The organism is Moorena sp. SIOASIH, assembly GCF_010671925.1.
Classification (GTDB): Bacteria; Cyanobacteriota; Cyanobacteriia; order Cyanobacteriales; family Coleofasciculaceae; genus Moorena.
Map to the genome: position 1 here is coordinate 71093 of NZ_JAAHIH010000002.1, position 13095 is coordinate 84187.

General features: G+C 43.1%; 12 protein-coding genes and 1 pseudogene. 7 read left to right on the forward strand and 6 right to left on the reverse strand.

Annotation, left to right across the window (positions count from 1 at the left end):
• Positions 1-93: 93 nt before the first annotated feature.
• Positions 94-249, forward strand: coding sequence for a hypothetical protein (locus tag F6J90_RS07935; protein ID WP_293091931.1), 156 nt, complete (start codon positions 94-96; stop codon positions 247-249).
• Here F6J90_RS07935 and F6J90_RS07940 read toward each other — a convergent pair.
• Positions 236-2011, reverse strand: coding sequence for an N-acetylmuramoyl-L-alanine amidase (locus F6J90_RS07940; RefSeq protein WP_293091932.1), 1776 nt, complete (start codon positions 2009-2011; stop codon positions 236-238). The two genes, F6J90_RS07935 and F6J90_RS07940, sit on opposite strands and share 14 nt — an antisense overlap.
• Positions 2012-3014: 1003 nt before the next feature.
• On the opposite strand from F6J90_RS07940, the gene F6J90_RS07950 reads away from it, so the two are divergent.
• Positions 3015-4757, forward strand: coding sequence for a SulP family inorganic anion transporter (locus tag F6J90_RS07950; RefSeq protein ID WP_293091933.1), 1743 nt, complete (start codon positions 3015-3017; stop codon positions 4755-4757).
• A 1366-nt stretch (positions 4758-6123) separates the two neighbouring features.
• Here the strand turns inward: F6J90_RS07950 and F6J90_RS07955 are convergent.
• Together F6J90_RS07955 and F6J90_RS07960 are read right to left on the reverse strand one after the other, a co-directional pair.
• A complete protein-coding gene (locus tag F6J90_RS07955) occupies positions 6124-6669 on the reverse strand; it encodes a pyridoxamine 5'-phosphate oxidase family protein (protein WP_293091934.1) in 546 nt (181 codons plus the stop codon).
• Positions 6670-6682: 13 nt separating this feature from the next.
• Positions 6683-7000, reverse strand: coding sequence for a hypothetical protein (locus F6J90_RS07960; protein WP_293091935.1), 318 nt, complete (start codon positions 6998-7000; stop codon positions 6683-6685).
• A 302-nt stretch (positions 7001-7302) separates the two neighbouring features.
• Here F6J90_RS07960 and F6J90_RS07965 point away from each other — a divergent pair, with 302 nt between their 5' ends.
• Positions 7303-8526 (forward strand): chromate transporter, encoded by a 1224-nt coding sequence (locus F6J90_RS07965; RefSeq protein WP_293091936.1) that lies wholly within the window; start codon positions 7303-7305, stop codon positions 8524-8526.
• On the opposite strand, the gene F6J90_RS07970 is transcribed toward F6J90_RS07965, so the two are convergent.
• Complete coding sequence (locus tag F6J90_RS07970; RefSeq protein ID WP_293091937.1) at positions 8500-8634, reverse strand: hypothetical protein; 135 nt, start codon at positions 8632-8634, stop codon at positions 8500-8502. The two genes, F6J90_RS07965 and F6J90_RS07970, sit on opposite strands and share 27 nt — an antisense overlap.
• 295 nt (positions 8635-8929) lie before the next feature.
• Here F6J90_RS07970 and F6J90_RS07975 point away from each other — a divergent pair, with 295 nt between their 5' ends.
• Positions 8930-9703, forward strand: coding sequence for a hypothetical protein (locus F6J90_RS07975; protein WP_293091938.1), 774 nt, complete (start codon positions 8930-8932; stop codon positions 9701-9703).
• 44 nt (positions 9704-9747) lie between these two features.
• Entirely contained in the window at positions 9748-10194 is a 447-nt protein-coding gene (locus tag F6J90_RS07980) for a hypothetical protein (protein ID WP_293091939.1), read from the forward strand.
• Between the two features lie 98 nt (positions 10195-10292).
• Here the strand turns inward: F6J90_RS07980 and tnpA are convergent.
• Positions 10293-10874: pseudogene (tnpA, locus tag F6J90_RS07985) on the reverse strand (IS200/IS605 family transposase).
• Here tnpA and F6J90_RS07990 point away from each other — a divergent pair.
• Together F6J90_RS07990 and F6J90_RS07995 are read left to right on the forward strand one after the other, a co-directional pair.
• Complete coding sequence (locus F6J90_RS07990; RefSeq protein WP_293091940.1) at positions 10842-12119, forward strand: transposase; 1278 nt, start codon at positions 10842-10844, stop codon at positions 12117-12119. The pseudogene tnpA and the gene F6J90_RS07990 overlap by 33 nt on opposite strands.
• Positions 12120-12125: 6 nt before the next feature.
• Entirely contained in the window at positions 12126-12347 is a 222-nt protein-coding gene (locus F6J90_RS07995) for a hypothetical protein (RefSeq protein WP_293091941.1), read from the forward strand.
• A 141-nt stretch (positions 12348-12488) separates the two neighbouring features.
• Here F6J90_RS07995 and F6J90_RS08000 read toward each other — a convergent pair whose 3' ends face one another.
• On the reverse strand, positions 12489-13094 hold the full coding sequence (locus F6J90_RS08000; RefSeq protein WP_293091942.1) for a hypothetical protein: 606 nt from the start codon (positions 13092-13094) through the stop codon (positions 12489-12491).
• Position 13095 lies beyond the last annotated feature (1 nt).

Sequence of the window (13095 nt, forward strand, 5' to 3'; positions counted from 1 at the left end):
CAGAAGTGTTGAATCCAGTAATAAAAGTTTACATTTTCAAGCTATTCTATTGTTGTTGTCAACGGATGCAGTCGGCCAAAGGAGGTTTCCCTGATGAGCAACTACCAGTGCGGTCTTGGGAGTTTCCACCCCAGTCGCTCATCTGACTCCCCATCTCCCCATCTCCCCATCTCCCCTCTGTTTCCCTATTCCCTCTGTTTCCCTATTCCCTGTTCCCTATTCAACAAAGCGTGCATTACTCCACAGTAGCTAACCATTCAGTAATCCCATCTGCGATCGCATTAGCCAATCGTCTTTGTTCTCGGGGATTGCTCACCCATTCAAATTCCACCGGATTAATCATAAATCCCAATTCCAACAGCACCGAAGGAGCTTTGTGAGGACGGGTTAGGGCGAGATTATTCCAAAATACTCCGTAGGATGGACGCCGGAGCTTTTGGACTAAATAATTATGCAAAAACACTGATAAGTCGTGGGCTTGGGCATGATACCAAAACATTCCAATACCAGCAGTATTAATAGCATCACCATCATCTGGTAACGCATTATAATGGATAGAAAGGGCAATAGTTGGTGCTAGTTCCTGAATCATATCCATCCGGTCTCGTAATGACACATCCTTGTCAGTTTCCCGTGTCATATATACCGTTGCTCCCCGTTTTACCAATTCCTTTTGCAACAGTTGCGAGACCACTAAATTAACATCCTTTTCTGGATACCCATTCGGTCCCCTAGCCCCTTTTTCGGCTCCCCCATGTCCGGGATCGAGCAGTATCTTAATTCCTGCTAACCGCTGAGTGGATAGACCCAGTATTCCTCTACTGCTCAAGTTTGGTGGATGTCTCAAAGACAGAATGAGAGTAGTGCCTTCATACCTCAAGTCATACCCCCACTGCTGCTCAGATTTGAGTCTAAAATTATACTGCACCCGGTCTGGAGTCACTTGGTACCAGTCTAGGCGCTTAATCACTGGGTCATCATTTAGGAAAATCGTATCCGTTTGAGCGGTTAGATTATGTAGCGTTAGGGTAAAGGTTTGATCGGACTGCTGCACACTCACTGGTACTGGTATCTCTAGGGGAAAGAGAATTTCTGTTGCTCCAGGTACCTGTCGGGAAGTAATACTGCGAATAATGGACTTCGGGGGAGTTGCACCAGGAATCACTTTGGTTTCCTTCTGGCGAATCCAAGCACCATAATCAAGACGTAACCAGTCTCCCTCTTTGCCAGTGACTGCTGCTCTAGTTCCTTTTGGTAAAGGCGTTAAGCGAGAATAGTTAGTACTCGGTCCAGTGCGGGCAACTCCAGCCTCCTCTATTACTTCTATTACCTCTAAGCGGTTAGGAGAGAGAATTTCCACTGTACCTGTACCCCGCTGACTGACTGTCTCGCCATTGAGATTTAGTTGAAACACAGGGTTGCTAAAATTGCCAGCCTGTGATATAGTTCCGCATCCCTGGTAGTTATTAATGACTGCACGAGGTGTAGGTTGGTTTTGACCAGTCAATACAGCAAAATTGGACGGAAGTTGGACATCTTGGGATTGAGGGAGTAAGGAAATCCGTTGATTACCCAGTGTGACAGAAACCCTAGCACGAGGGGATGCGATCGCACCAAAACAAATCTGTTCTCCAGGTAATCTAGCAATATCTGCTGTTGGGGTCAGGGAATCTTTCGCAAATCCCAAACCTGCTGGTAACTGTGGTTCAGTAGACAGTCGGGTTACGGTAACTTGAATTTCCTGGTTTAGATAGCGTAAGGTAAACCGATTTTCTCCCAGCTGCAAAGGGAAACTAGGAGCAAAATTCCCACTTTGGCTACGGGGGATGGGTTGACCATTGACCAGCACCTGTGAAGTAGGGGCTGCAGTACCAATCAAGAAAATTTTCTCTGCAGTAGTTTTATGCTCACGGGGGGGATAGGCCAGGAAAAGGGGTTGCTCAGCCGAAACAGTTAAAACAGGTAATGTAATCACAGAAGCTAGTATTGCCCAACTCAGGATTTTTTGCATGCTTTCTCGTCAACAGCAGGATAAGTTACCAGTAATTAGCCCAATCTTACCAGCAGTATCGCAATCTGATTTAACTGAGATCTGGCACCATTGTGATTAATCTTCGGGTGGGCAGTGCCTAGGCTGTTTATTATGGGCCTGAACCCTACTGAGATCTGGCTATGGCCATCGCACAAAGTGAACAGCCTACCCCACCCCACACCCCACACCCCACACCCCACACCCCACACCCCACACCCCAGGCAGTGCCTACCAACGCGCTTTGCAAGCTTCATTATCTGTCTGGTGCACTGCCCACCCTACATGAACCAAGCTGATTGAGAATGGTGCAAGATGTGAGTTTAACCTGAGTTCGACATAAGCAACTATCGTCCCATTGAGGAGTCTGGAGTCTGGAGTCTGGAGTCAGACTAATTGATTTTCCAGGAATTTTGCACCAGAATTTGCGAAAGAATCCACCAATCCTTCTGTCTACTCCCACTAACCTTGCTCAATTATTCTTTGGGGAGATCAGGAGGGTAAACGCATCTTAATTTTGAAATTCCTACTGGATATGACATTTATAAAATAAGTATTTTTGCTTATTAATTTTGATATCTTTGTCTTGATGCAGTGCGGTCATGGGGGTTTCCCCCATGACCGCACTGCATCGCTTCTGAGTAAAATTTCTATAATTTAGATCCCTTTGCCCTGGCGATATTCAGAGTCTCTGGTGCTAGGCATCGATTGATTTAGTGGTAAACTCCATACATTAACTAATAATTTTAACCGTTTCACCTTCAACAGTGTAAAATTCTAGTGTAAAATTCTAAGGCATCTTATATTGCAATTCTCGCTGCCATACACTTGAGTGTTGCTTAGGCAAATCCCAGTTTATATATTTTGCACGCTCTAACCCTTACATTTTCCCATACCATTATTGTAGGAATTCCAAGTTATAGGGAAATAATCAATTAGATGTGAGCCTAGAGCAGCTATTATTGTCTCACTAAATTAACCACTCATGCAATTTGTTAATGGTTTACATTTCCGTAATTTGCGCGGTGATGTCTTTGGTGGTCTGACTGCTGCAATTGTCGCACTACCATTAGCTCTAGCTTTTGGAGTATCCTCCGGTGCTGGGGCAATTCATGGTCTTTACGGCGCTGTTTTTGTCGGTCTTTTTGCCGCTCTGTTTGGCGGTACTCCATCTCAGATTTCTGGTCCCACTGGCCCGATGACCGTAGTGATGGCAACGGTGTTTACGGCGCTAGTGGCTAAAAACCCAGAGAATGGCCTAGCTATGGCATTCACCGTTGTCATGCTAGGGGGGATATTTCAAATCATATTTGGGCTGTTGCGGCTGGGTAAATACATTACCCTGATGCCCTATACAGTGATATCTGGCTTTATGTCAGGGATTGGTGTGATCATTCTGCTATTACAGATTGGTCCATTTTTCGGGCATCCTAGTTCTGGCAATGTGGTGGAATCTGTCCGCAATTTTCCTACCTTTGTGGGTAATCCCCATTTTGCCGCTACCGGTCTAGCAATCCTGACTCTGGTGATTATGTTTGGCTCACCTAGGAGGCTGAATCGATTAATTCCATCCCCCTTGCTAGCACTGATAGTCTGTACGTTGATATCGGTTGTCTTCTTCGGAAACCTCCCAGACAGCGAGCTCAGACGGATTGGAGAAATCCCCACAGGCTTACCCAAGCTGTATTTGCCATTCTTCAATTTCAGCCAAATCAAAGACATGATTGGCTATGGTCTAATGTTAGCCACCTTGGGTGCCATCGACTCTCTGTTAACTTCCCTGGTTGCTGATAATATTACCCGTACCCAGCACGACTCTGACCGGGAATTAATTGGTCAGGGTATCGGTAATACGATTGCTGGATTGTTTGGTGGGCTACCTGGTGCTGGTGCTACCATGCGGACGGTAATCAATGTTAAGGCTGGTGGTCAAACCCCCCTTTCAGGAATGATTCATGCCTTAGTGCTGCTGGTGATTGTTGTGGGTGCGGGAAGCCTGACTCAAAGTATTCCCCATGCTGTACTGGCGGGCATTTTGATTAAAGTAGGAATCGATATTATTGACTGGAGCTTCCTCAAACGAGCCCATCAAGTCTCCCTCAAGGCAGCAGCATTAATGTATTTAGTGTTATTCATGACTGTATTTGTTGACCTAATTACAGCCGTTGCCGTTGGGGTGTTCATTGCCAATCTGTTGACTGTCAAAAACCTCAGTGACCTACAAATTAATCAAGTCAAGGAAATTACTGCTCCTGATGATGGTGAAAATAATTTGAGCTATGAAGAAAAACAACTTCTGAAACAGGCTCGTGGTCGAATTTTCCTATTCCGTCTCGGCGGACCAATGAGCTTTGGTGCAGCCAAGGCTATCTCTCAGCGCATGGGGATTGTGGAAAAGTATGATGTCCTGATCTTAGATCTGAGCGATGTTACCTTGTTGGGGGTGACGGCTTCTCTAGCGATAGAGAATATGGTTAAGGAGGCTCGTGGTAAACGTCGTGATGTGTTTATCGTAGGTGCGACTGGTAGGGTTAATCAAAGGCTGGAAAAGTTGAAAATCCTGCAACTATTACCAGCAAGAAACCGAGTTAGCGATCGCATCGAGGCATTACAGCAAGCAACTGCCTTGATTACGGGAGAGCAATCACATATCAATGGTGCTTTAGCCCAGGAAAATCCCATAGAGGTCAATAGCGCTGCCGCTAATTTAGACCAAACTAAACAATAAGTTGGTTTGGTTGTTTGTCAGAATCTAGAATCTAGAATTTAGAATTTAGAATTTAGAATTTAGAATTTAGAATTTAGAATTTAGAATTTAGAATTTAGAATTTAGAATTTAGAATTTAGAATTTAGAATTTAGAATTTAGAATTTAGAATTTAGAATTTAGAATTTAGAATTTAGAATTTAGAATTTAGAATTTAGAATTTAGAATTTAGAATTTAGAATTTAGAATTTAGAATTTAGAATTTAGAATTTAGAATTTAGAATTTAGAATTTAGAATTTAGAATTTAGAATTTAGAATTTAGAATTTAGAATTTAGAATTTAGAATTTAGAATTTAGAATTTAGAATTTAGAATTCATAATTCATAATTCATAATTCATAATTCATATAGCGTTTCTAGGACTCATGAGGTACAGTCTTCTTTGACGTTGATTCCCTGTTTTAATGCAGCGCATCCCTATTCCCTCTTATCTCTTCCCTCTTATCTCTTCCCTGTTCCCTGTTCCCTAAAATATAGAAATTGTGTACCTCACAAGTAGTAGAATTGCTATAATTCAGAATGTAGAATTTAGAATTTAGAATGTAAAATTTAGAATTCTACATTCTAAAATGTTGTTTGGCTTTGGCGTTCGGTGTAGGGTAGGTTATATCAAATCCGGATAATTGCCCACACTTACTATATCCAGACAACATCTTTCTCCCCCTGCACCCGAAGCTCCCCTGCTCCCCTGCACCCGAAGCTCCCCTCATCAGGAAGTATGGTTATTCAACCGGATTTGATATTATTTGGTTGTTCGCCTTTGGCGTTCGGTGTAGGGTAGGTTGTTTGTCAGAATCCAGAATGGTGAATTCTAAATTCTCAATTCTGCATTCTCAATTCTACATTCTCAATTCTACATTCTCAATTCTACATTCTCAATTCTACATTCTCAATTCTACATTCTCAATTCTACATTCTACTTGGTGGTGCGTTACGGGGCGGGCTATTCCAATACTGGCCCTCGAAGTTAAAAATGAGGGCAAGCCCGCCCCTAACGCACCCTACATTCTCAATTCTACATTCTCAATTCTACATTCTCAATTCTACATTCTCAATTCTACATTCTCAATTCTACATTCTCAATTCTGCATTCTCAATTCTACATTCTCAATTCTGCATTCTCAATTCTACATTCTCAATTCTACATTCTCAATTCTACATTCTACTTGGTGGTGCGTTACGGGGCGGGCTATTCCAATACTGGCCCTCGAAGTTAAAAATGAGGGCAAGCCCGCCCCTAACGCACCCTACATTCTCAATTCTACATTCTCAATTCTACATTCTCAATTCTACATTCTCAATTCTACATTCTCAATTCTACATTCTTGTTAATTCTCTAAAAGATTAGTCGGTAACCCATCTATACTATTAAGATTTTTGGTTTGCCAATACTCGTGAATTCCCTTTTCTCCCTTGTTATTGGCCCACTTGATCAGAGTTTCCCTCTCTCCTTTTAAGTCATATAAAGGTACACCATAACCACAGGAGGTTTGGGCGGATTCTACATCCAATACAATAATTTGCCTTTCTCCTGGTAGGCTATTGAATAGGGAGTAGAGTGTTTCCCATTCCTTATCCCTAGGTCGAATTACCTGACCGTGACCATAAAGGCGGAGAATTAATGGCTTTTCAGTGAAGCTACAAAACATGATTGTCATTCTGCCATTTTCCAGCAAATGAGCAGATGTCTCGTTACCGCTACCAGTTAAATCTAGATAAGCTACTGTTTTACTATTAATACAGCGAAAGGTGTTCATCCCTTTGGGGGATAGGTTAATCCGACCTTGATGGGGGGCTGTGGCTGTAAAAAATATTTTTTGCTCTTCAATAAACTGTCTCAATTCTTGATTAATTTCTGAGTAAAACTTAGCCATAGATTACCACAGATTACTCTAGTAATATTGTACCATAAAAATAACCAATACAATAGCAAAGGGAGTAGGGAGTAGGGAGTAGGGAGTAGGGAGTAGGGAGTAGGGAGTAGGCAAGAGGTAAAAGGCAAGAGGCAAGAGGCAATAGGCAATAGGCAATAGGCAATAGGCAATAGGCAATAGGCAATAGGCAAAACATCCTGTTTACCTCATAGCTATGAGAAACGCTATATAACCAATAAAATAACCAGAAAAACGCGATCGCGTAGCGGCTCGTACCGAGCATCGCGTAGCGTGGCCTACGGCCAATCACGTAGCGGCTCTGAAACAGCATCGCATTTATCTAATTCAGCTATCAGCGTGTCGCGTATCAGTTATCAGCTATCAGTTATCAGCTTATGCCCGTAGGGCATGCTACGGTAACAGCTTAATAATTAACTATAAATAATCAGTTGTATACAAATAACTAGGCATTATTAAATTTTATTACCCCGACTCCCGACTCCCGACTCCCGACTCCCGACTCCCGACTCCCTATTCCCGACTCCCGACTCCCTATTCCCTATTCCCTATTCCCTATTCCCTGTTCCCTGTTCCCTTTGGTATATTAACCTTGACACCTTTGGAGTCAAACCAGTGTCTAACGAAATAGAAGATATTCAGCCTGAGCAACACAACAGTTCTGAAGCTCAACTGTCCCCACAACAACAGGGGCAACGACTCAAGGAATTAGCGCTAGTCTTTTTTAAATTGGGGACAATTGCCTTTGGTGGCCCAGCTGCTCACATTGCCATGATGGATGATGAAGTAGTGAAGCGACGACAGTGGATGAGTCATGAGAATCTGCTGGATCTACTGGGCGTTACCAATCTTCTTCCAGGCCCTAACTCGACAGAATTAGCCATTCACATCGGTTATGAGCGAGCTGGATGGCGGGGACTGTTTGTTGCTGGTTCTTGTTTTATCTTGCCAGCAATGGTGATTGTCTGGATAATGGCAGCAATTTATGTCCGTTACCAGAGTGTGCCCCAGGTAGAGTGGCTCCTCTATGGTATCAAACCAGTTATCATCGCAATTGTTTTACAAGCGTTATGGAAGTTGGGGAAAAAAGCAGCAAAAGATATTCCGACAACAGTAGCAGGAGTTGCAGCTACTATCGCTTTCTTCTTAGGTACCCATGAAATTCTCTTACTGCTGTTGGTCGGAGCTGCGGTAATGCTAGTCAAAACCCTTTGGCGTAGAGGAAATAATATCACAGGTGCTTTACTTGTGCCTTTCTCTAGTGTTTTAGCACAGACCGGTGTACCATCCGCCGCTTCCCTATCTTCCGTTAGTGTCTTCCTATTCTTCCTAAAAATAGGCTCCGTTCTATATGGTAGTGGCTATGTGCTGCTGGCGTTTCTACAACAAGATTTAGTAGAGCGCCATCAATGGCTTACTTCCCAACAACTGCTCGATGCGATCGCAATCGGTCAAGTCACTCCTGGTCCTGTGTTTACAACTGCTACCTTCATTGGCTATCTGCTGAATGGAAATGTTGGCGCAATAGCTGCAACGATTGGAATCTTTTTGCCTGCCTTTGTGTTAGTGGGAATCATCAATCCTTGGGTCCCCAAGCTACGACAATCCCCCTGGGCAAGTGGATTCCTCGACGGTGTTAATGCGGCTTCCTTAGGACTGATGACAGGAGTAACTTATATTTTAGCACGTACTGCGTTAGTGGATTGGTTAACCGTTATGGTGGCAATAACTAGTGCAGTGCTGGTATTTCGCTTTAAGGTAAACTCCCTATGGTTAGTATTAATCGGGGGAATTATAGGATTTATTTCACAATTATCCCAGTTTTCGATTGGGTTTTAGGGAGTAGGGAGTAGGGAGTAGGGAATAGGGAGTAGGGAATAGGGAACAGGGCAAAATCCTGTGTACCTGATTTAAGCATTCAGCTATCAGCGTGTCGCGTATCAGCATTCAGCTATCAGCTTATGGGCGATGCACACGCTACGCGAACAGCTGACGGCTGACAGCTGATGGCTGATTAATCTTATCAACACTATATAGTCAATTATAAATTACAAATAATTACAAATTTTTAAGATTTTATCAAAGTCTTGACAAAACCCTAAACTTACTATAATATCATAAATAGGTTGGATATAGCAAGTACACCAAAACGAGCTATAACAAACCGGGAGCGAGATGGCAGACCACTAGCTTTGGCGGGCAAGGTCTGCCACTGGCTCTTGCAATCAAGAAAGCCACCTATATGATGACAAATTATCTGAACAAAGATCCAGGTACAGACAACCGAAGCTGTGCCAAAGCCTGTCTAGACCGATGCCAGCAAGTTATTACGGATTTTGGCATCACTGAATTACTCGGCAAGCTCAGTTATTTCAGTAAGACTGGCTTCCATACCAGGCTATCGATCCAGGCTATTAAAGCTGATGCCATTGAAACTGATGCTATTACTACAGTGCTAATTGAGCAACTTAGCACTAGTCTCAACCCTGGCTGGCTAGACCGCTATCTCCATTGCTTTCAACCTGACCAAGGAGACATGCTTAGTGACTTAGTTACTCTAGAACTGAAGCAGTTGCTAATATCAATAGCGCTAACAGCGCGGCTAGAATACTTTTGCGATTGTCAGCCTGCTTCTTTGTTAAACATTGGCGATGCTCCTTTGGAACTGTTGCGTCAATGCATTGGTTGGAAATTCCTAGTCAATACTAATCCCAATAGTAATTTGGAACTGTTGCGTCCATGCATTGGTTGGAAACTCCTAGGCGATACTAATCCCAATACTGATTTGGAACTGTTGCGTCCATGCATTGGTTGGAAACTCCTAGGCGATACTAATCCCAATACTGATTTGGAACTGTTGCGTCAATGCATTGGTTGGAAAGTCCTAGGATGCATCTCTCTTTTGCTGTTTGACCTGGTGGTGCGTTACGGGGCGGGCTATCTCAACACTGACTACGAGGTTGAACATGAGGGCAAGCCCGCCCCTAACGCACCCTACTGGCGTGGCAAGCCTTAAATGTTGCATTAGAAACAGATGGGGTAGTGTGGGGGGTGTGGGAGGTGTGGGAGGTGTGGGGCGGGGGCGCGGGAATATGGGGAGCAAAAATCTATTGCACTATTTTAAGCTTGCCACGCCACTACGCAATATTTACTAATTTGGAACTGTTGCGTCAATGCATCTGCTGGAAAGTCCTAGGCGATATTAATCTTGACATTGCTACAGTTGTTGGAAAATTATACAACTGGGCAAATCGTTGTTGCTGCTGGATCTGGCGCTATCTGATTTGGCTCGATTCCGATTCGCCAAGTGCTGCTTGGATAGTAACAGATACGACAGTGAAAGATATAGCGTCGGAAAACCGTTTGCTTTCTTTATATCATGTCGGGATAATTACCTTTACTAACAATCTCCGCCATCTCCCCATCTCCCCATCTCCCCATCTCCCCACACTTCCTCTAATTATGGGTATTCAAGCTGACTTGATATTAGAGTTGGAGGTAGCATGATGAAAAAGCCTGATTCTTTCACTCAGCTACAGCAAGACTTAATTAAACAGTACAGCTGCTGCAAACTCGGGATGACACCAAACGCATTCTACGCCAACCTAAACAGGCAAGGGGTCTCCCGTTATACCCGGAGGGTTAGCGGGAGGGGAATTGCCTGACGGGGTATCTTGGTTTTGGACATAACTTTTTAATTGCTCGATAGTAACTCCGCCACAGGAAGCCACAAAATAAGAACCTGTCCAGAAGACTTTTTTGTCTCCGTAAAACCGTTTTAAGTGCTCAGGAAATTCTTGGCGAATCAATCTACTAGTCACAGTTTTGATATTGGCTATTAACTTGACCGGGGCGATCCTAGGATTAAGGTCAATAATTAGGTGGATATGATCACTCTCTCCATTAAATTCCACCAGGTTACACTCCCATTTAACGCAAGTGTCAGAGCAGATTTGTCTCAGCCTGATCAAGATTTGGTCTGATATGGCCTTTCGTCTGTATTTCGTGACTAATACAACATGTACGGTAAAACGGTAAACCGATATATTTTTTTTGTGTAGTTACCTTTCATTTTCTGCAATAAGTGCTACAATAAATTTATGATACTCACTTACTGCTACCGAATCAAGCCAAGCCCCGAACAGATCGCCATCATGGAAAGGTGGCTTGAACTTTTGCGTCGTCATTGGAACTACGCCCTGGGGCAACGCTTGGATTGGCTTAGTCGGACTCGTTGTCCGATTGATAGGTGTAGCGTGAGTTATGAGCCAATTGGTGAAATTCCAGAACTGGTAAACTACTACACTCAACAGGCAGCGCTCAAGGAAACTAAGCGGCTATTTCCTGAGTACAAAAAAATTTACGCAGAGACTCAACAAGTTAACTTACAACGTCTCAACAAGGCTTGGGATAGGTGGCGAAAGCCTGATGCCAGTGGCAAACGTGGGGGTAGACCTAGGTTCAAAAAATCTGGAGAACTTCGATCGTTTGTTTTTCCTAGAGTCAACAGTTCCAAAGCAGGAGCACATCTGGTTGATGGTATTTTAAAACTGAGTCGGATTGGGTCAATTCCTGTTGTAATGCATCGCCCATTACCTGTTAGCGAAGCTTGCCCGAAGGGCGTAGGATTTACCCTTAAGCAATGCACCGTAGTCAAAAAGGCTGATGGGTGGTATTGTTGTATCTCAATGAAGGATGATACTGTACCCGAGATTTTACCAGTGGACTCAATTAAGTCTGCTGTTGGGATTGATGTTGGATTGGAGAAATTTCTAACTACATCAGACGGGGAAGCGGTGCCTATTCCACAATTTTATAGAAAGGCTCAGGGCAAGCTGGCTCAGGCGCAAAAAGTAATGTCGCGCCGCGTTAAGGGTTCTAAAAACTGGAAAAAAGCTAAACATAAAGTAGCTTTGTTACACCTCCATCTAACCCGATGCCGGAAGGAATTTCACTATCAGGTTGCTCATTGGTTGTGCAGCAAATACGACTTAATTACTCACGAAAATTTAAATATCAAAGGACTCGCTCGAACTAAGTTAGCAAAATCAATACATGATGCAGCCTGGGGAGCATTCTTGGAAACATTGCAAGCAGTGGCGGTAAAACGCGGCTTGTTAGTTCAAGAAGTTAACCCGCGTGGCACAAGCATTGAGTGTTTTAATTGTGGTTCTAGAGTCGAAAAAACTTTAAGCGATTCGGCGAAGCCGACGCTGCGCGAACGCGTTCATTGCTGTTCTAGCTGTAACGTCAAAATTGATCGTGACTGGAATAGCGGGATCAACATTTTAAATCGTGGATTATTGGCGGTTGGACTGTCGCTTAATGGCTGTGGTAAATCGGTACAGGATATCGTTCGCATAGCGTCGGCCTCCGCCGAGGAGCAGCAAGTCTCATTCGTGAGATTGAGAAGCCCACATCATAATCTTTGATTTGATGTGGGAGTAGTCACATGGCCAGTCACTCATTCAACGATCGCAATGATTTGCTCCCGTTCTGTGGCGACAGTGGGGCGCTGGTTTAGCCGAGGTTCTAATTATCTACGTCCTCAACCATCGGATTTGCGCCATCTGGCTCTGATGGATTTCCTTCTGGAGCATTTCGAGGAGATTCCGGAAGAATTGCGGAATTTGCTCTGTCCCGAAAATCACGATCAGTAATGCTATAGCATGTTTTAATTGGGTGAGGTACTTTCGTTCTGGGTTTTAGGGAATAGGGAATAGGGAACAGGGAAGAAAATTCCTCGGAAATCTTTCCTACTACTCCCTACTCCCTACTCCCTACTCCCTTTGCTAATAGTATTAGGCTTCTCCTTTAACCATGTTCACTAGAATCCCAATAATTTTATTAATATCACTAATATAATAGCTATCATTATCTATATAAGCGACATTTTTTTCAAGCTTAACAAATCTCCATTCATCCCCTGTTGTTACTGCACCATATACACAGGATAACTCATGACTTGCTTCTTGATTAAAGAGTTGAGCAGCATGCATTTCTGCAATACATTGACCTAAGCCAGAAATAATATTTTCATTCTTAGCTTCAACTATTGTAATTACGGGTAAATCTAAATATAACTGCTCTTCTGAACCGCTAATGATATAATCGCAAAATCCAGTTAAGCCTTTTTCCTTATCTACATAAAAATCAATGCCTGAAAATAGACTAATTTTTTCAGAGGATTTTTCTTTAACTTCCAGTAAGATGTTAATAATGATTAGTTCTGACCTAGCCTTTTCCGTATTAATGGCTAAGGCTAAAGGGACATTTCTTTTTAAGGTCTGTGCGAGATAATCACTTATTTCAATTTCTTCACTATTGGAAAATAGTGAATGATCCTCGACAGTCTGGATATTGAAATCAAGCTTGACTTTCTTTAGAGTAAAGTCACTGTATGCCACT

What these genes read in the sequence shown, in the direction of transcription:
- F6J90_RS07935 (WP_293091931.1), top strand. Translation starts at nt 94, where the DNA reads ATGAGCAACTACCAGTGCGGTCTTGGGAGTTTCCACCCCAGTCGCTCA.
- F6J90_RS07940 (WP_293091932.1), bottom strand. Translation starts at nt 2,011, where the DNA reads ATGCAAAAAATCCTGAGTTGGGCAATACTAGCTTCTGTGATTACATTA.
- F6J90_RS07950 (WP_293091933.1), top strand. Translation starts at nt 3,015, where the DNA reads ATGCAATTTGTTAATGGTTTACATTTCCGTAATTTGCGCGGTGATGTC.
- F6J90_RS07955 (WP_293091934.1), bottom strand. Translation starts at nt 6,669, where the DNA reads ATGGCTAAGTTTTACTCAGAAATTAATCAAGAATTGAGACAGTTTATT.
- F6J90_RS07960 (WP_293091935.1), bottom strand. Translation starts at nt 7,000, where the DNA reads ATGCTGTTTCAGAGCCGCTACGTGATTGGCCGTAGGCCACGCTACGCG.
- F6J90_RS07970 (WP_293091937.1), bottom strand. Translation starts at nt 8,634, where the DNA reads ATGCTGATACGCGACACGCTGATAGCTGAATGCTTAAATCAGGTACAC.
- F6J90_RS07975 (WP_293091938.1), top strand. Translation starts at nt 8,930, where the DNA reads ATGATGACAAATTATCTGAACAAAGATCCAGGTACAGACAACCGAAGC.
- F6J90_RS07990 (WP_293091940.1), top strand. Translation starts at nt 10,842, where the DNA reads ATGGAAAGGTGGCTTGAACTTTTGCGTCGTCATTGGAACTACGCCCTG.